Annotated in this window: 16 protein-coding genes and 1 pseudogene; all 17 read left to right on the forward strand. The window is 39.2% G+C overall.

The features are described from left to right. Positions 1 to 78: 78 nt before the first annotated feature. Positions 79 to 1,146 (forward strand): annotated as a pseudogene (locus tag ACYQY7_RS09865) (glycosyltransferase); the annotation flags it as partial. Between the two features lie 1,010 nt (positions 1,147 to 2,156). Then, the gene (locus tag ACYQY7_RS09870) at positions 2,157 to 3,740 is read left to right on the forward strand and encodes a glycosyltransferase (protein ID WP_461201871.1); all 1,584 of its coding nucleotides are present in this window, start codon (positions 2,157 to 2,159) and stop codon (positions 3,738 to 3,740) included. 35 nt (positions 3,741 to 3,775) lie between these two features. Then, entirely contained in the window at positions 3,776 to 4,186 is a 411-nt protein-coding gene (locus tag ACYQY7_RS09875; protein WP_461201872.1) for a sugar 3,4-ketoisomerase, read from the forward strand. Then, positions 4,179 to 4,859, forward strand: coding sequence for an acetyltransferase (locus tag ACYQY7_RS09880; protein ID WP_461201873.1), 681 nt, complete (start codon positions 4,179 to 4,181; stop codon positions 4,857 to 4,859). Before ACYQY7_RS09875 ends, ACYQY7_RS09880 begins: the two co-directional genes overlap by 8 nt. Positions 4,860 to 4,866: 7 nt before the next feature. Continuing rightward, positions 4,867 to 5,793, forward strand: a complete 927-nt coding sequence (locus tag ACYQY7_RS09885) for a hypothetical protein (protein ID WP_461201874.1) — start codon at positions 4,867 to 4,869, stop codon at positions 5,791 to 5,793. 38 nt (positions 5,794 to 5,831) lie between these two features. Then, positions 5,832 to 6,767, forward strand: a complete 936-nt coding sequence (locus ACYQY7_RS09890; protein ID WP_461201875.1) for a GNAT family N-acetyltransferase — start codon at positions 5,832 to 5,834, stop codon at positions 6,765 to 6,767. Between the two features lie 16 nt (positions 6,768 to 6,783). Further along, on the forward strand, positions 6,784 to 7,875 hold the full coding sequence (locus tag ACYQY7_RS09895) for a DegT/DnrJ/EryC1/StrS family aminotransferase (protein WP_461201876.1): 1,092 nt from the start codon (positions 6,784 to 6,786) through the stop codon (positions 7,873 to 7,875). Positions 7,876 to 7,930: 55 nt separating this feature from the next. Then, positions 7,931 to 8,677 carry a sugar phosphate nucleotidyltransferase gene (locus tag ACYQY7_RS09900; protein WP_461201877.1) on the forward strand — a complete coding sequence of 249 codons (747 nt, stop codon included), beginning with the start codon at positions 7,931 to 7,933 and terminating at the stop codon, positions 8,675 to 8,677. 13 nt (positions 8,678 to 8,690) lie between these two features. Beyond that, positions 8,691 to 9,254, forward strand: coding sequence for a dTDP-4-dehydrorhamnose 3,5-epimerase (rfbC, locus tag ACYQY7_RS09905; RefSeq protein ID WP_461201878.1), 564 nt, complete (start codon positions 8,691 to 8,693; stop codon positions 9,252 to 9,254). Continuing rightward, complete coding sequence (gene rfbB, locus ACYQY7_RS09910) at positions 9,251 to 10,264, forward strand: dTDP-glucose 4,6-dehydratase (protein ID WP_461201879.1); 1,014 nt, start codon at positions 9,251 to 9,253, stop codon at positions 10,262 to 10,264. The genes rfbC and rfbB overlap by 4 nt, the downstream gene beginning before the upstream one ends. Further along, the gene (gene rfbD, locus ACYQY7_RS09915; RefSeq protein ID WP_461201880.1) at positions 10,261 to 11,121 is read left to right on the forward strand and encodes a dTDP-4-dehydrorhamnose reductase; all 861 of its coding nucleotides are present in this window, start codon (positions 10,261 to 10,263) and stop codon (positions 11,119 to 11,121) included. Before rfbB ends, rfbD begins: the two co-directional genes overlap by 4 nt. Continuing rightward, on the forward strand, positions 11,118 to 12,191 hold the full coding sequence (locus ACYQY7_RS09920; protein WP_461201881.1) for a glycosyltransferase family 2 protein: 1,074 nt from the start codon (positions 11,118 to 11,120) through the stop codon (positions 12,189 to 12,191). The genes rfbD and ACYQY7_RS09920 overlap by 4 nt, the downstream gene beginning before the upstream one ends. Before the next feature lie 116 nt (positions 12,192 to 12,307). Continuing rightward, complete coding sequence (locus tag ACYQY7_RS09925) at positions 12,308 to 14,563, forward strand: 6-hydroxymethylpterin diphosphokinase MptE-like protein (RefSeq protein WP_461201882.1); 2,256 nt, start codon at positions 12,308 to 12,310, stop codon at positions 14,561 to 14,563. Continuing rightward, the gene (gene pseB / locus ACYQY7_RS09930) at positions 14,563 to 15,537 is read left to right on the forward strand and encodes a UDP-N-acetylglucosamine 4,6-dehydratase (inverting) (RefSeq protein WP_461201883.1); all 975 of its coding nucleotides are present in this window, start codon (positions 14,563 to 14,565) and stop codon (positions 15,535 to 15,537) included. Before ACYQY7_RS09925 ends, pseB begins: the two co-directional genes overlap by 1 nt. Before the next feature lie 150 nt (positions 15,538 to 15,687). Then, positions 15,688 to 16,863: a glycosyltransferase family 2 protein gene (locus ACYQY7_RS09935; RefSeq protein ID WP_461201884.1), complete on the forward strand. Its 1,176-nt coding sequence runs from the start codon at positions 15,688 to 15,690 to the stop codon at positions 16,861 to 16,863. A gap of 278 nt (positions 16,864 to 17,141) precedes the next feature. Further along, a complete protein-coding gene (locus ACYQY7_RS09940) occupies positions 17,142 to 17,810 on the forward strand; it encodes an HAD family hydrolase (protein WP_461201885.1) in 669 nt (222 codons plus the stop codon). Between the two features lie 14 nt (positions 17,811 to 17,824). After that, on the forward strand, positions 17,825 to 18,772 hold the full coding sequence (locus tag ACYQY7_RS09945; RefSeq protein ID WP_461201886.1) for an ATP-grasp domain-containing protein: 948 nt from the start codon (positions 17,825 to 17,827) through the stop codon (positions 18,770 to 18,772). Positions 18,773 to 18,775 lie beyond the last annotated feature (3 nt).

The following is an 18,775-nucleotide window of genomic DNA, read 5'->3' on the forward strand; positions in this document are numbered from 1 at the left end:
ACCGCATAAAATCAATAAAAACTTAGGGTATGTATTTAAAACTTTTGACAATACCGAAGTGAAAAAAAGGGGAATGCTATGAAAACAAGTGTAATTATCCTAACCCATAACAAACTAGACTATACAAAACAGTGTATTGAAAGCATCCGTCAATATACGAGAGAAGGAACATATGAAATTATTGTGATTGACAACTGCTCTACAGATGGAACAGTTGAGTGGTTAAAGGAACAAACAGACATACGAACGATTTTTAATAATGAAAACGTTGGTTTTCCGAAAGGATGTAATCAAGGAATACAAATCGCAAAGGGGGAAAACATTCTTTTACTGAATAATGATGTCGTCGTTACGAAACATTGGCTTGACCACTTGCTAGTTTGCTTATATAGCGCTGATGATATTGGAGCGGTAGGGCCAGTGACAAATTCCGCTTCTTATCATTCAACGATTCCAGTGAGCTATACGTCGATCGACGAAATGCATGCGTTCGCTTCTCAATATAATGTTTTAGACCCAAATAAATGGGAAGAGCGATTAAAATTGATTGGTTTCTGCATGCTCATTAAAAAAGAAGCGATCGATAAAGTCGGGCTGCTGGATGAGCGGTTTACCCCAGGAAATTTTGAGGATGACGATTACTCTTTTCGTTTAAGACAAGCTGGGTATCGTTTAATGCTATGTAAAGACACGTTTATTCATCATTATGGTAGCGTATCATGGAAAGATGACGATAGCGGTTATTTGAAGTTGTTGCGAGATAACCAAAAAAAATTCGAAGAAAAATGGAATGTTGATGTTAGGGCTTATGATATAGAGACAGAACTAATTCATCAAATAGAAATGGATGAAAAGACTCATATCAATGTGTTACACATTGGTTGCGGTGCAGGAGCAACGTTGTTGAAAATGAAACAAGAGTACCCACATGCAACGTTGTACGGTGTAGAACAAAATGCATTTGCGGTAAAAGAAGCACAACGGTACGCATACGTAGCAAATGACTTAGAAGATAGTGAAATTAAAAAACAAATGTTTGATCTTATTTTGTACAGTAATCGTATGCTTACGTTAAATGATCATGTTCTTCGTTTTGTCGTTGATCATTTAAAACCAAATGGACAGTTTCTTGCCAACGTAAAAAATGCAGGGCATTTCCGAGTGATTGAAGAATTGATCGCTGGACGTAATCCATTTGAACGTACGAATTTATATAGCTTAGGTCAATTAGATGATTTGTTTAAACGGCATCCGCTATCGATGTCTGTTAAAGGTATGATCGTTTCAGAGGACGACAACAAACATCGATTAGTCAACCATCTGAAAGCATTATATGGAGAGACCGTTCAATCTTTACTTATACCAAAATCGTTTGTTGTGCGCGCTTATAAGCAAAATGAGGATATGAGGAAACTAATTGACACTTTTGTATGTAAAAAAGACCGTCACCATGTTTTAGAACAGTTACATCGTCTTTCTACTAACGAAGTGATCGATATAATAAAAAGAATGGATCATGCGGTTGAATTATTAAATGAACTTGCGATCGAAAATTTTGCATATGGCTATCATGAACACGTTTTACCTTATTTACAAGCAGCGTTTGAGTTATGCCAAGATGATACAGACACGTTGTACAATTTAGCTTTTGTATTGAACTCCTATGGTGAGAAAGAGCTAGCGAATCGATATTTGTCATTCATTCGCCAACCGGATGATGAAGTGAGAAAGTTGTTTGAGGAAATTAACGAACAGTCATTGAAAAAGGCACAGCAACTTACATTTTTGTTGCGTCGTCTCGAGTTTGATGTCGATGTTGACGAGACAAAGCTATCGCTCGTTGACCAACTTGCCCGTGGCGAGATAGATGAGCAACTCATGAAGGAGATTATGGATACAAGCATTATTCATAAAGTGAAAGTTTTTCAAAGTATCGCCATCGCATGTTTCGAACGAGGATTGCATGAACATGTCCTACCGTATTTACAACTTGCTTATGAGCAAGAGCCGACGAACGTAGATACGTTATATAACTTAGGATATGTGCTTCTTACTTATGGAGAACATGCGCTAGCAGAGACATTTTTGCAAAAAATTCAACAACCAGATGAACAAGTGCTACAACTGTTGAAGATCGCAAGAGGAGAGTTTGAATGATGAACGATAAAAAAATTGCATTTATTTATTGTGTTAACAATCGACAATTATATGAGGAGTCTGTCCGTTATGTGAGATCGCTTCACGTGCCGGACGGATACGAAATCGAAATTATAGCCATTGAAGGAGCAAAAAGCATCACTTCTGGATATAACGAAGCAATGAAAAAAACAGATGCAAAGTATAAAGTGTATTTGCATCAAGATGTGTTTATCGTTAATAAAAATTTTTTACACGATATTATTTCGCTCTTTGAGAAGCATTACAAATTGGGGATGATTGGGATAGCTGGAGCTAAGACCATCCCTAATAATGGTGTTTGGTGGGAAAGCGAACTTTGTTACGGTAAAGTGTATGATAGCTATACGGGGAAAATAAAATTACTACAATTTAGAGAGAATGATAAAGACTATGAGCCCGTGCAAGCCATCGATGGACTAATCATGATTACTCAATATGATATCCGCTGGCGTGATGATTTGTTTACGGGGTGGCATTTTTATGATTTATCGCATTGTCAAGAGTTTTTACTAGCTGGATACGAAGTTGGTGTCGTTCGGCAACAGCAACCATGGTGCATACATGATTGTGGCATTATCAAGATTGGTGAAGATTTTAATAGGGAAAGGAAAAAATTTATTATTGCATACAGTGAATTTTTTGAAAATAACAACAAGCAGTTTTTACCATTGGTAAGCATTTTAATTCCGGCATATAACCGCCCTTATTATTTTGAAGAAGCGCTAAATAGTGCTTTACGTCAGACGTATGAAAATATTGAAATTATCATATGTGACGATAGTACGGATCAACGTGTAGAAAACGTTGTCGCAAGCTATGTGAAAAAATATCCAAATATTCAATATGTCAAGAATGAAAAAAGATTAAAAAACCATAATGTGGATAAATGCTTGCAGCTTGCAAATGGTCAATATGTAAACTTTTTACTGGATGACGATTTATTTCACCCTCAAAAAATCAGCAAGATGATAAGATATTTTTTACAATACAATGATGTATCATTAGTTACCTCCTATCGGCAAACAATTGATGAAAATGGAAAAAATATTGATATAGGTACATTGTCAACAAAAAAATTATTTGATCAAGATACTTTTTTAGATGGAACATCTTTCATTCGTTTTATTCTAGAAAATTGTTCGAACGTTATTGGAGAATTGACGACAGTGATGTTTAGGAAAAAAGATGTTGAAAGTGGAATAGCTGTTTTTGAAGGATATGAATATCAAGCCTTACAAGATGTAGCTTTCTGGATCAAACTATTACAGAAAGGAAAGGGAGTATATATCGCTGAACCATTAAGTTATTTTCGTATTCATAGTGGTCAGAATGCTAGGGGATTAGATATGCTCTATAATGGTGTGAAAGAATGGAATATGCTTATTAATTATGGAAAAACAAAAGGTATTTTTGATAGTGGAGAGGTTTTGAAGAAAGTGTATATCAATTATTTGCGAGGAGTATTGTTTACCTATATGCAACACGCAAAGGGAATAGAATCGGCTCAAGCATCCGAAATAAAAAATATTGTGATGGCTGCTATGGATGAAATTTTAGCATAAAGGCGCTTCTTTTGAATGAAGAAAGGTGAGAATAAATGTATAAAACAATATGCTTTAAGGAAATAGGTGATTCCAGGGGTGCCTTGATCGCAATTGAAAGTGGCAAAAGCATTCCTTTTGAAATTAAACGAATATATTATATTTTTAATACTCGTTCAGACGTCGTGAGAGGGAAACATGCTCATAAAAAGCTAGAACAAGTGTTTATATGTTTAAGCGGCTCATGTACATTACTTATCGATGATGGAGAAAAGAGAGAAGAGATTTTCCTCAACGATAAAACACGGGGCATTTATATTCAGTCCATGATATGGAGGGAAATTTATGATTTTTCTTCGGATTGTGTTCTAGTCGTCTTGGCTAGTCAGCACTATGATGAAGATGATTACATAAGGGATTATGCTACATTTTTGAAAATAGTGAAAGGTGGAAATGATAATGAATAAAAATGGTGAAAAAATTGTGATTATTGGTGACGGAGAATTTGCGGAGATCGCCTATGAATATTTTACTTACGATTCTCCATACGAAGTGGTTGCTTTTAGTGTAGAGAAAGATTTTTATACGAAAAGTCAACTATTTGACTTACCTGTTGTATTTTTTGAGGATTTAGAAAAACATTACCCTCCCACAGACTACAAAGTTTTTGTTGCTGTGACTTTTACAAAATTTAATCGTGTGCGGACAAGATTATTAAAAGAAGCAAAAGAGAAGGGATATCGTCCGGTTTCTTACGTTAGCACACATGCTTTTGTATGGCGTAATGTAGAGATCGGGGAGAATTGTTTTATTTTCGAAAATAATGTCGTACAATACGGTGTTAAAATTGGCGACAATGTTGTTCTTTGGAGCGGTAATCATATTGGACATCAATCGGTAATTAAGGACAATTGTTTTCTTTCTTCTCATGTTGTTGTATCTGGATATTGTGAGATTGGAGAAAATTGCTTTCTAGGGGTAAATAGCACACTAGTGAATAATATACAAATTGGCAAAGATTGTTTCATTGCTGCAGGAGCAGTTGTTACAAAAAGCACAGAAGAGGGGAAAATATATAAGGGAAACCCAGCAAAGCCATCTGCCATTTCTACGCTACAATATTTTAACGTACAGGAGTAGATATCGCATGAAGTGGGAGAAAAAAGGATTAATTTATTCACCTACAGGAGACTCATGGTGGTCAAAGCATTCTGCTTTGACCCCTACCCCCATTTTGATAAATAAGGATGTAATTCGAATATATGCAGGGTTTCGAGATGATGAAGGGGTTAGTCGTATCGGATATGTTGATGTAGAGGCGCAAAACCCGAGTAACATTATTAAAATATCCGAGGAGCCTGTGCTAGATATCGGCGAGCCGGGTACATTTGATGATAACGGTGTTATACTTGGGGATGTTCTAAAGGTGGGAGCGGACATTTACATGTATTATGTCGGCTTTCAGATCGTGAAAAAGTCGAAGTTTTTAGCTTTTAGTGGTTTGGCAATTAGTTCTGATGATGGGGAAACTTTTAGGAGAGTTCGTTCTGTGCCTGTTTTGGATCGAGGTCATGATGAAAGATATATTGCTGCTATTCATTCTGTTCATTATGAGGATGGGGTGTTTAAAGTATGGTATGCTGCTGGTGATGGATGGGAGATGATTAATGGAACCCCATTTCCTAAATATCGTATAAAGTATATTGAATCTTCAGATGGAATTGACTTTTGTGCGACAAGAAAGCGCTCGTTTGTATGTGTCGATGTTCAAGGAGATGAATACAGGATTGGGAGGCCGAGGGTTTATAAAGTGGGTAATATGTATAAAATGTTTTATACCCGCGGTACAACTAAAGGAGACTATATCGCAGGATATGCTGAATCTTTAGATGGTGTTAAGTGGGAAAGAAAGGATAGTAAAATAGGAATTTATCTGTCTGAAAGCGGATGGGACTCCAAAGCGTTAAGCTATCCGAGTTTATTGGAGTGGAGTGACAAAGTTTATATGTTTTATAATGGAAACGATATGGGGAGAGACGGTTTTGGATATGCTGAGCTAGTCAGTTGGGAGTAGTTTTATATCCTAACTAGTATCATTCGAAGGTGAAAAAAATGGATATTATAAAATACAATAGATCTCTTAAAGAAAAATGGGATGTTTTTGTGGATTCATGTAAAAACGGTACGTTTCTTTTTTTGAGAGATTATATGGATTATCACGCTGATCGATTTCAAGACTTTTCTTTACTCTTTTTCGAGGATCAGCGTTTATTAGCTGTTCTTCCTGCGAGTAAACATGATGACACGATCATTAGTCATGGTGGCTTAACTTTTGGGGGATTATTGTATGATGAGAAATTAAGTATGGTTGAAGTTATGCGTATTTTTGAGGAGCTTATTGCGTATTTAAAATCGAACAAGATGAAAAGATTTGTCTATAAGGCTATTCCTTATATATACCATAAGTTTCCTAGTCAAGAAGATCTCTATGCTTTGTTTAGATATGGTGCTAAATTGTTTAGAAGGGATATCTCATCAACTATATATCTAAGTAAAGAAACCAAACTATCCAAAAGTAAAAGACAAGGTTTTATGAGAGCAAAGAAAGAAAATTTAATTGTAAAGAACACGGAAGATTTTGAAGTGTTTATGGAGATATTAAATGAGATATTAGCAGAAAAATATCATACAAAAGCCACTCATACTGCTGAGGAAATCAAATTGCTTCATTCACGATTTCCTGAAAATATTAAGCTATTTGGAGCATACGATGCTCAAGATACTATGCTTGCTGGTGTAGTTGTTTACGAACACGAAACGATGGTTCATACGCAGTACATGGCGGGTAGTGATTTAGGGAGAAAATTGGGAGCACTCGATCTGGTGGTCGTTTCCATCATCGATCACTATAAGGGGAAAACTCAGTATTTTGATTTTGGTATTTCCACAGAGAATAATGGTTTGTTTTTAAACACAGGTTTGCTGAGGCAAAAAGAAATGTTTGGGGCTCGTGGTGTTGTGTATGATTTTTATGAGGTAATTTTATAGAAAGTAGGTTTTTTACATGATTCCCTTTTTAGACTTACGTGCTCTTAATGCAATGTATCGAAATGATATTCAAGAAGCGATAGAGCGAACGATTCATAGGGGATGGTACATATTAGGTGAGGAAGTACAATCCTTTGAGAAAGAGTTTGCACAGTATTGTCAAACAAAGCACGCCATTGGTGTAGCGAATGGATTGGATGCCCTTACTCTCATTTTGAGAGGATATGGGATTGGTGAAAAAGATGAAGTTATTGTTCCAGCAAATACGTACATTGCCACTATTTTAGCGGTATCTCTAGTTGGTGCTAAGCCTGTGCTTATAGAACCAGATATGATGAGCTACAATATTGATCCAGAAAAAATAGAGGAGAAAATTACAGAGAGAACAAAAGCAATTATTGTTGTGCATTTGTATGGTCAAGTGGCTAATATGAGGGCGATTAAAAAGATTGCACAGAAGTATCAGTTAAAGGTGATTGAGGATGCAGCACAGGCACATGGCGCATTATATGAAGGAAAAAGAGTCGGAAATTTAGGCGATGCCGCCGGTTTTAGTTTCTATCCAGGGAAAAATTTAGGGGCCTTGGGTGATGGAGGAGCGATTACGACGAATAACGATCAGTTAGCAGAAAAATTGAAAGCGTTAAGAAATTACGGATCGATAGAAAAGTATGTAAATCTATATAAAGGGTGTAATAGTCGTTTAGACGAAATTCAAGCGGCTATATTGAGAGTAAAGCTAAAGTATTTAGATGAAGATAATGAAAAACGAAGAAACATTGCTGAATACTATTTGGAACATATTAAGAATGGCGGAGTCACCTTGCCTATTGTTCAGAACAGAGATCGCCTTTCTCATGTTTGGCACTTGTTTGTAGTTAGAGTTGAGCATCGTGAGAAATTTCAAACGCATTTAAAGAAGTATGGGATACAAACGTTAATTCATTATCCAATCCCCCCTCATAAGCAAAGAGCGTATAAGGAGTGGAACAATCTCTACTTACCAATCACAGAGGAAATTCATAGGACAGTTGTCAGTCTACCAATATCTCCTGTTTTGCATTTAGAAGATGTGAAGAAAATCGTTAAAACGATAAATAGTTATTAAAAGTGTATGATTTATGTCAAAATCTATACACAAAGAACGTTGGAGGCGAGCACGCATGAAAGGCATCATCCTTGCGGGAGGGACAGGCTCGCGTCTGTATCCTCTCACAAAAGTGACAAATAAACATTTGCTTCCTGTTGGCAAATATCCGATGATTTATCATGCCATTTATAAGTTAAAAGAAGCGGCAATGAGCGATATTTTGATCGTCACCGGGCGTGAGCATATGGGCGATGTGGTGAATTTGCTTGGAAGCGGTTCGGAGTTTGATGTTCAGTTTACATATAAAGTGCAAGATCAGGCAGGTGGTATTGCACAGGCGCTTGGGTTGTGTGAAGCGTTTGTTGGTAATGATCTCATGACGGTCATTTTAGGGGACAACGTCTTTTCCGACAGTATCGTCCCGTATGTAGAAAACTTTAAAAAACAACAAACGGGCGCAAAAATTTTAATTAAAGAAGTGAGCGATCCAGAGCGTTTTGGTGTTCCTGAATTAGATGGAAAACGAATTAAAAGCATTGAGGAGAAACCAAAAAAACCGAGAAGTAGTTATGCGGTAACAGGCATTTATATGTATGATGCCAAAGTGTTCGATATTATTCGTACATTAAAGCCATCTGCTCGTGGGGAATTAGAAATTACTGATGTGAATAATGCTTATATTGCTCGCAATGAATTGACATATGACGTATTGCAAGGGTGGTGGACGGACGCGGGAACGCACGCATCTTATTTAAGGGCAAACGAACTAGCGAAAGATGTTGATTTCGGGCAATGGTTTAATAAAAACATGAAAAATTAAAAAGGTGACGTACATGCGAGTCATACAAAAGGATTTTGATGAGGTTGTTTTACTAGAGCCGATTGTGCATGAGGACGCTCGAGGTTTTTTCATGGAGAGCTTCAATGAGCGAACTTTAAGTCAATTAGGTATTTCAGTAAAATTTGTTCAAGATAACCATTCTCTTTCAGTAAAAGCAGGGACGGTACGCGGCTTACATTATCAGCTTCATCCACAAGCGCAAGCAAAGCTTGTGCGCGTGACGCGCGGCGTGATTTATGATGTCGTGGTAGACATTCGTAAAGGCTCGCCAACGTTTGGGGAGTGGCGCAGTTTTATTTTAAGTGAGTATAATAAAAGGCAGCTTTTCGTGCCAAAAGGGTTCGCACACGGCTTTTGTACGTTAGTGCCGAATACAGAGGTGCAATATAAGGTAGATGCGTATTACTCAGCGCAATTTGATCGAGGGATTTTTTGGAACGATCCAGCATTAAAAATCGACTGGCCTGTGACGGAAGCGATTTTATCTGAGAAGGATGCAAACCTTCCGCTTTTGGATGATGCACATATTAATTTTACGTGGGAGAGAACGTCATGAATATTCTTGTGACTGGTGGCGCTGGTTTTATTGGCAGCAATTTTATTCGCTATATGTTAAATAAGTATGACAATTATAAAATTGTAAATTACGATCTTCTAACATATGCTGGGAATTTAGAAAGCTTACAAGATGTTCAAACAAACGCCCGTTATACATTTGTGAAAGGACATATTTGCAACGACCAACTTGTTGATTATGTTGTGAAAACATATGATATTGATGTTATCGTTAATTTTGCTGCGGAATCACATGTGGATCGTAGCATTTCGGATCCAGCCGCCTTTGTAAAAACAAATGTACTTGGTACGCAAGTGTTATTAGATGTCGCTAAAGTGAACGGTATTCAAAAATATGTGCAAATCTCAACTGATGAAGTGTATGGAAGCTTAGGAGAAACGGGATATTTCACAGAGGAAACTCCGTTAGCCCCGAACAGTCCTTATTCGGCAAGCAAGGCAAGCGCGGATTTGCTTGTGAGGGCATATTATGAGACATACGGATTAAACGTAAATATTACACGTTGCTCGAATAACTATGGACCATATCATTTTCCCGAGAAGCTGATCCCCTTAATGATTACAAACGCATTGGAAGGAAAAGAACTTCCTATTTACGGAGACGGTCAAAATATTCGTGATTGGCTTCACGTCAATGACCATTGTGCAGCGATTGATCTAGTGATCCATAGAGGTAGACAAGGGCAAGTGTATAATATCGGGGGAAATAATGAACGAACAAACAATGAAATTGTGAACCTTATTGTAGAAAAAATCGGTGTTCCCAAGTCATTAATTAAGTATGTGCCAGATCGTCCGGGACACGATCGACGCTATGCGATTGATGCGACAAAAATAATGACTGAACTCGGTTGGAAGCCTCAGTATACGTTTGATAAAGGGATTGAAGAAACCATCCAATGGTATATGGATCATTCTCATTGGTGGAAGCGGATGAAGTCTGGGGAATATATGGAGTATTATAAAAAACAATACGGTGAGAGAACATGAAAAATCGGAGAGTTGTCGTTACTGGAGCGAGAGGGCAACTTGGTACGGAGGTAGTCGAGCGGTTTCGACAAATGGAATGGGACATGTATGGGTACGGAAAAGACGAGCTCGATATTACAGATGCCCAACAAGTCATGAGTATGCTTGAATATATTCGCCCACATGTCGTCGTCCATGCGGCTGCATATACAAAAGTTGACGAAGCGGAAAAGGAAAAAGAACAAGCTTTTTTAATTAATGCATATGGAACGAGAAATGTCGCTGTGGCTGCGGAAAAAGTAGGTGCGAAGCTCGTGTATGTAAGCACAGATTACGTGTTTGATGGCAAAGAAAAAGAACCATATGACGAGTTTGCGAGCCCTCATCCGATCAACGTTTATGGAAAAAGTAAGTTAGCAGGTGAACATATGGTGCGCGATTTTCACTCAAAGTTTTTTATTGTACGAACATCGTGGGTGTTTGGGGCTCATGGAAGTAACTTTGTGAAAACGATGTTGCGTTTGGCAAAAGAAAAAGAAGAAATTTTTGTTGTTGATGATCAATATGGTTGTCCGACGTATGCAGTCGATTTAGCGCGTTCGATTTATGAGCTTGTTCAAACGGAAAAATACGGGTTGTACCATATATCGAATACAGGTCAATGTTCTTGGTATGAGTTTGCTCAAGCCATTTTTACGGAAGCAAGTGTTGATGTTCGCGTTCAGCGCTGCCGAACGGAAGATTATCCGCGGCTGGCCGCTCGTCCGTCCTATTCTGTATTTGACCATATGGCTTTACGATTAAATGGGTTTAAGCCACTTCGTCATTGGCGTGAGGCGCTGCAACAATTTTTACTTGTCTATGAGGTGAAACGTTGAAAACGTTAGCTTTAGTCATGATTGTCAAAAATGAAGAGAAACATTTAGCTCGCTGTTTGCAAAGCGTTCAGCAGATCGTTGATGACATCGTTGTTGTCGATACAGGCTCTACCGATGCGACAAAAGATATTGCTTACTCATTCGGCGCGAATGTGTTTGACTTCAAGTGGGAGAACGACTTTTCAGCTGCACGCAACTATGCGCTCATGCAATCCACGTGCGATTGGAATCTTGTACTTGACGCTGATGAATATATTGTAAACGACTGTAAGAGCATCATCAGACATTTTATTGAAACAAATGAGCGTACCATCGGACGTATTACACTGGTGAACGAGTTTATTCAAAACGGGGAACGACGATATGCCCAATCTTACTTATCACGGTTGCTTCCTAAAGGGGTAACGTACAGCGGGAGAATTCATGAGCAAGTCGATTCTCCGTTTCCACGCAAAAATGTTAATGTCGAAGTGTACCATGATGGATACGTCCACACGAATAAAACAGAACGGAACTTGAATTTGTTACTGCAAGAGCTAAAACAACATCCAACCGATGATTATGTTTTATATCAAGTGGGTAAGCAGTACAAACTATTGCAGCAGTTTAACATGGCGGAGAAGTATTTTGAGGAAAGTTATCACCTTGCTTCACTCCATGCGTGGTATCGTCATAGCTTAGTAATTGATTACTTGTATACAATCATCGCCACCCGTTCGTTTGCAAAAGGATTGCAGCTCATCGCGATGGAACAAGAGAGACTGAATGATTCACCAGATTTTCATTTTGTATGTGGATTGTTTTATATGGATGCGATTTTTTGTCATATAGATCGATATGCGCACTTGTTTCCATTCATTGAGCGATGTTTTACTCGCTGCTTAGAAATTGGTGAAACGGAGAAATACGATCGTGTACGTGGAACGGGCAGTTTTTTAGCGTCTTACAATCTCGGTGTGTTTTACGAAGTCACAGGACAGGTGGAAAAAGCGATATATTTTTATAAACAGGCGGCATATGAAGGATATGAAAAGGCGATTGAACGATTAAGTTCAATCGGTAGGAAGTAAGCTTCAGTATATCTGGGGCTTATTTTCTTTTCGAAACAAAACTACCAGCTACAGTTTAGTTTATGACATCTTTTTGCTATATTTGAAAGTAGGAATAAATTTTGGAGGAATGAATGGTGCGTAAAGAAAATGTCGAATGGTTACAACAACGTTTTCCTCATGTGCTTGAGACGGTTATGCGCGCTGAACATGCGCCACCGTTTCCGCATCATATTATAAGCAGGGCAAAAGGGAAGAAAACGATCCAAGTTGGGGATGTGTACGTTCACGACCCGATCGATCCGCTTCGTGAAGTAGATGCGCTTATTTATCACTGGCGAGAAGCGCTTGAAAATTGTGAGCATATTTTGTTTTATGGGGTTGGTCTTGGTTATCATATTGAAAGAGTGATGGCGCGGTTTCCGCATAAAACGTTTACGCTTTATGAGCCGAACGTGCATTTGTTTACTACGTATGTGTCGCATCGTTCACTTCTTTCGTTACCTGTTGAAAATTTAGAGCACATTCATGTTGAAACAGACGAGATGGATCGACGCGAGTTTTTGCACGAGTTTGTCCATAGTTTTAAAACGAAAGTGTTTTTCTTTTCGCTTCCAAGCTATGAGCAGCTGTTTCATGACCAATACGCTGAGTTTTTGAAGCAGTTTCGCGAAGTTGTAGAGATGAAACGAATGAGCAACGTTGCTGAAGCGGCGTTTAATAAAAACTGGGTTATTAACAGTATGATGAATTTGTGCGTGACGCTAAAATCACCGAACATTTTTACGAAACGAGCGCATTTTGAACATAAACCGGTGCTTATCGTTTCCGCTGGTCCGTCGCTTCATGAAGAGTACGACCATCTTCGCTACATTAAAGAACGTGGCTTGGCATACATTGTCGCTGTTGGTTCAGCAAACAAAGCGCTCGTGGCGCAACGAATTTTGCCTGATGCTGTATGTACGTACGACCCTCAAGATCATAACTACACCGTTTTTTCATCGATGATCGAGCAGGGGCTCGATGTGCATGTGCCGATGATTTACGGGACGAGCGTCGGCTATAAGACGTTGCAATTGTACCGCGGTCCGAAGTTGCATGCGGTAACGGCGCAAGATTTCGTCACGCCATATTTTACGGATGTCGCGGCTCATGATATTGTGGACGATGCGTTTTCTGTGGCAATTATTGCCTTGCAAATTTTCGCGCGCCTTGGGGCGAATCCGATCGTGCTCGTCGGACAAAACTTTGCTTTTTTACACGATGCATATTACGCTCATGAAATAGCAACGGGCGATCATGCGGCGGCAGAGCGAGAAAAAAGAAACGTATTGTTCGTCCGTGACGTCGAAGGAAACGAAGTGATGACGAACCGTTCGTTAAACCAAATGCGTCTGTTAATGGAACAGTATATTCAGCTATATAGTCATATCGAAGTAATCAATACGACGAAAAAAGGGGCGGACATTGCCGGTGCGCCGTTTATGTCTTTAGAACGAGTCATTAGCGAGCGATTGCACGATCGAGTTGTCGCTGCGGATTGGTATGTCGGAGAAGAAGAACGAACGGATGGCATCGAGTGGCGAACGAAGCGAATGAAAAAGGCGATGCGCGAGTTTATGAGCATTTGTGTGCGGTTTATTGAAACGCTTGAACGGCTCGGATCGGCAGCCGATAAAAAACGATGGAAACAGCTGCCCCGTTTACTCGAAGAAAATTATGCTCGTTTTCAAGAGCTATTTCAAAACGATTTTTATCGCACATATATGTTTCGCGCCACCCAAGGACAGGCGGTCGTATTGATGGAGGAAATGAGTTCATCTAAAGCGACGGGAAGCATTGAACAAAAAATGGAACGGCTCATTCATTTATCTTTAAACTACGTGAAAACGTGTATTGAAATGTACAACGAGCTATCCCCGATTGTTCATGAACAAATGCATGCGGTAGTCGGTGATGAAATGTGGAAACGTTACGGTTGCACAGCAGACGAATTTCATTTTTCTGACGGTTGGCAAACGGGGAAGATTGAAATTGCTAAAAAATATGTACAGCCGCAAGTTATAGGAACGTATTACGTGACGAGTCAAAAAGGAGCGTCTGTTACGTTTACGTTCGAGGGAACGGCGCTGCGCATCTACGGCGGTCAACATATAAACGGCAGCAAGCGCATTCGCATCCGCATCGATAATTATGAACAAACATTTTCAGCGCAAAGTACGACCGTTTCACAATGGTTCATTCCCGATTTGCGCCAGCTGTTGTTTGAAAAGAAAGGGTTGAACGCCGGTACGCATACGGTGACGATAACGTTAGTTGGGGATGGGTATTTTATTTTCCAAGGGGTTGAAGTCAACCGGGATGGACAACTCAAAACAAAGGAGCAGATATGATGAAATGGTTGACAGATCAAACGATTCTTGTCACTGGGGGAACAGGGTCGTTTGGGAGAAAGTTTATCGATAAAGTACTGCAAAGTAATGTGAGAAAAGTTATCGTGTTTAGCCGCGATGAGCTGAAACAATATGAAATGGTTAGGGAATATCAAGATTCAAGACTCCGTTTTTTCATCGGCGATGTGCGTGATAAAGAGCGACTATATCGCGCGTTTGACGGGGTTGATTATGTCGTTCATGCGGCGGCGATGAAGCAAGTGCCCGCGTGTGAATACAATCCATTTGAAGCAGTGAAAACAAACATTTATGGAGCGCAAAATGTAATTGAAGCGGCGCTCGATCGGGGGGTAAAGAAGGTGATTGCCTTAAGTACAGATAAGGCAGCTGCCCCTGTGAACTTATACGGAGCGACAAAATTAGCATCGGATAAGTTGTTCGTTGCTGCTAACTCGTACGTCGGACAAAAACAAACGCGCTTTGCCGTTGTCAGATACGGCAACGTTGTTGGTAGCCGCGGCAGCGTCGTTCCGTTATTTAAAAAGTTAGCGCAGGAAGGAAAAAAGCTCCCGATTACCGATAAGCGTATGACACGTTTTTGGATTACGCTAGAGCAAGGAGTGCAATTTGTCCTTGACTCGCTATACCGAGCGCAAGGAGGGGAAATTTTCGTGCCGAAAATTCCGAGTATGAAAGTGATCGATCTTGCGAAAGCGATCGCTCCGCAAGCCGATATCGAAATGATCGGCATTCGGCCTGGAGAAAAATTACACGAAGCGATGATTACAGAAGACGATGCGAGACATACGGTCGAATTTGATCGTTATTACGTAATCGTTCCACAATTTCCTTGGTGTCCGCAACAGTATGTGGAAGAAGGAAAGCCGTTGCCAGAAGGGTTTAAGTACACGAGCGATACGAATACCGAGTGGCTGACGGTCGAGGAGTTGCGGGAACTGGTGAGGGGAGTATAGTTAGTCAGGAATTATAAATATTTAATGATCTCCGACATTGATTAAATTATCACTTCGCTGAAACGGCTATAACAGAGCCAATTGTCTTCATGGGGCGAGGTGAGAGTAGTTTAATTGTATGCACAACTAGTCGAAAAAAGGGGTAATAAGATGATAAGGAGAAAAATTTCTATCATTATGCCTGTGTACAATGGAGAAAAATACTTACGGGAAGCTATCGATAGTGTATTGTTACAAACTTTTAAAGACTACGAATTGATTATTGTAAATGATGGAAGTACAGATGGAACGAAAAAAATTTTAGAAACATACGAACAACAGCATTCGTGGATTAAGGTTATGCATCTGAAAGAAAATAAAGGGGTTTCCCATGCAATTAATACAGCTATAGATTGTGCTAGTGCAGAATATATATGTTTGGTAAATGCTGATGATATTCAATACGCGAATCGTTTAGAGGAATCTTATAGGGAAATCGTCTCTAAAAACTTAGACATTGTAATGTCTGAATTTGATTTAATCGATGCGCACGGGCAATCTCTAGAAAGATCATTTAACATTCCGGAGTTTTTGACAAAGGAAAATATTTTATTAGAGGAATTCAAGCGCAACTACTTTTTTGCAGGAGCATGTTTAATTAAATTTGATCGTAATATTAAGTTTGATGCTAATTTAAGGACGTCTGAAGACTATGATTGGTTTTTGCGTATGTTGGTATCGGGTAAAAAGGTGGACTTTCAGAGAAAACGACTATTACAAGTTCGAATTCACAAAGGGAGTTTGTCTTCAGACCATCGTTTGTCATACGAGGCAACTAAATATATCATGAATAAGTATAGCTTCGACTATCTATTTCGTTTATTTCAAGAAAAAGGGTTCTCAAATAAAGAGATTTTTTTAACATTTGCTCTCATATGTATTGCCAAAGAAGAACCAACTGAAGGTTTGAAGTACATAAATCAAATTCCATCGAATGTATTGAACGAATATGATCAATTTTGTAAACATTTTTATGAAGGTGTTTTGTATGGGATGAATAATGAATGGGAAAATGCGCATAAATGCTTCATTTGTGCGATGGAGGTAGAAAAATACAAAAATGCTGCGGTGTACAACAATTTAGCAGTAGCCTCTTATTGGATAGGAAAAGGCATTTCATCTGTTGAAACCCTTTTACAAAAAGCTTTGTTATATTTCCCGCAATATTTTGATGCATCTGAAAACATGGAGATATTAAGGGGGAAAAAGAAGATCGAAACCCTTCATTTTACAAAGCGATTATTGAGGGAAAATGCTTTCCGTGAGAAAGAGCAATTGATTAAATAGGTGGTGAAAGATGGAATCAAACCAAAACATTTGGCGATGGTTTTAGATAATCTACTTTATCCTGATCCGAGAATGTGGAGGGAAAGTTTATTGTTTTGAACCTAGGTAAGGAAAGTGTCAAAAGGTTCATAGAAAATGTACAGTTCAACGGATTGTCGAACGTGTTTATTAATCAATTAGCAATCTTGAACATCTTTACCCTCATTCCATACAAATAAGGACTGACTCTTCGAACGTTAGCATAGATGGGGAAAGTATTTCATAAGTGGTGACCAGATATGATCGAAGCGAAAGCATATATATTTGACCTCGACGATACGTTATATTGCGAACATGATTATGTACGTTCTGGGTTTCGAGCTGTAGCTTGCGTCCTCGCTTCTCTTTCTTCTTACGACGTCGATCGTATTTATGAAATGCTTGTTCATGAATGGAAAGAAAACGGGCGTGGGAAAGTGTTTGATGCCGTATGTGAACAGCTACATATTCAAGCGCATATCCCTTCCCTCGTTCGCACGTATCGTTATCATCAACCGTCGATTTCGTTATATGAAGATGCTCGAAAACTTCTTGTTCATTTGCGGCGGTCCAATAAAAAAATAGGCATTATTACGGACGGTCATTCTGTGATGCAATGGATGAAAATTAAAGCGCTAGAGCTTGATCGTTTCGTTGATTGTATTGTCGTTACCGGAGACCTTGGTGACGAACATTGGAAGCCGAGTGAAACACCGTACCGAAAAATGGTGGAATCTTTAAACTTACCGTTTCACGAATGTGTGTACGTTGGCGACAATCCGCATAAAGATTTTGTTACAGCGAAAAGACTAGGGATGAAAACGGTTCGAATCGTGCGTGAAATAGGGGATCATATGCAGACGAAGTTGTCGCTAGCGTACGAAGCGGAGCAAACGGTTTTTTCATTAGAAGAAGAACTGATTAAGTGAGTGAGGATATGCATATGAACGTGCTTGTGACGAGCATTTCGAGGAAAGTACCGTTGCTTCAAGCTGTGCGAAGAGCTATAAATAAGACTGGATTGCCGATGAAATTAATCGGGGCAGATATGAATCCGAACTGTATTGGTCGCTATTTTGTTGATGAATTTTGGCATCTTCCTAGCTTCGATCAATTGCATATCGAGTCGTTTATAAAAGCGTGCCAGCAGCAACGTATTCGTTCAATTATTCCGACGCGCGATGGGGAGCTGTTATATTTTGCTTCTCATCGCACGATGCTAGAGCAAAACGGTCTTTTCGTCAAGGTTTCGCATCCACAGTCTGTTCATGTGTGTATAGATAAGTTGCTTTTTTACGAAACGTTAAGCCAACAGCAGTTTCCTGTTATCCCTACGTTTTTACGAGCTGAAGATGTACCGTCTGATCGTTACGTTGTGAAAGAGCGATACGGAGCAGGTGCGAAACAAATAAAGGTCAATGTAAATAAAAAAGAAGCGATCGAGCATGCCAAACAGCTAGAAAACCCGATTTTTCAACCTTTTGTTCAAGGGACAGAGTGGAGTGTAGACTTATACGTTGAACGCGGCGGCAAAGTGAAAGGAACAGTAGCTCGAACGAGAGATTATGTCGTTGCTGGTGAATCGCATATAACGACAACAGCAAAAAATGAGAGACTAGAACAGATGTGTCGGAACGTTGCGAAGCAGTTACAATTATATGGGCATGTTGTAATGCAAGTAATTGTTGATGAGAGCGGGCATTTTCACTTTGTCGAATGCAATAGTCGGTTTGGTGGCGCATCGACGTTGAGCATAGAAGTCGGATTAGATAGCTTTTATTGGTTTTTGTTAGAGTCGATCGGAGAAAATATAAACGATTATCCTTTCGTACGTTCGGAAAACGAAAAAAGACAAATTCGCTATTCGACGGACTTTATCGTTGATATGTGAAGG

Source organism: Anoxybacillus sp. TBDG-1, assembly GCF_054815885.1.

Coding starts and splice junctions, on each gene's coding strand:
- ACYQY7_RS09890 (WP_461201875.1), top strand. CDS start 5,832: ATGGATATTATAAAATACAATAGATCTCTTAAAGAAAAATGGGATGTT.
- ACYQY7_RS09875 (WP_461201872.1), top strand. CDS start 3,776: ATGTATAAAACAATATGCTTTAAGGAAATAGGTGATTCCAGGGGTGCC.
- rfbD (WP_461201880.1), top strand. CDS start 10,261: ATGAAAAATCGGAGAGTTGTCGTTACTGGAGCGAGAGGGCAACTTGGT.
- ACYQY7_RS09945 (WP_461201886.1), top strand. CDS start 17,825: ATGAACGTGCTTGTGACGAGCATTTCGAGGAAAGTACCGTTGCTTCAA.
- pseB (WP_461201883.1), top strand. CDS start 14,563: ATGAAATGGTTGACAGATCAAACGATTCTTGTCACTGGGGGAACAGGG.
- ACYQY7_RS09940 (WP_461201885.1), top strand. CDS start 17,142: ATGATCGAAGCGAAAGCATATATATTTGACCTCGACGATACGTTATAT.
- ACYQY7_RS09935 (WP_461201884.1), top strand. CDS start 15,688: ATGATAAGGAGAAAAATTTCTATCATTATGCCTGTGTACAATGGAGAA.
- ACYQY7_RS09895 (WP_461201876.1), top strand. CDS start 6,784: ATGATTCCCTTTTTAGACTTACGTGCTCTTAATGCAATGTATCGAAAT.
- ACYQY7_RS09900 (WP_461201877.1), top strand. CDS start 7,931: ATGAAAGGCATCATCCTTGCGGGAGGGACAGGCTCGCGTCTGTATCCT.
- ACYQY7_RS09885 (WP_461201874.1), top strand. CDS start 4,867: ATGAAGTGGGAGAAAAAAGGATTAATTTATTCACCTACAGGAGACTCA.
- rfbC (WP_461201878.1), top strand. CDS start 8,691: ATGCGAGTCATACAAAAGGATTTTGATGAGGTTGTTTTACTAGAGCCG.
- ACYQY7_RS09870 (WP_461201871.1), top strand. CDS start 2,157: ATGAACGATAAAAAAATTGCATTTATTTATTGTGTTAACAATCGACAA.
- ACYQY7_RS09880 (WP_461201873.1), top strand. CDS start 4,179: ATGAATAAAAATGGTGAAAAAATTGTGATTATTGGTGACGGAGAATTT.
- rfbB (WP_461201879.1), top strand. CDS start 9,251: ATGAATATTCTTGTGACTGGTGGCGCTGGTTTTATTGGCAGCAATTTT.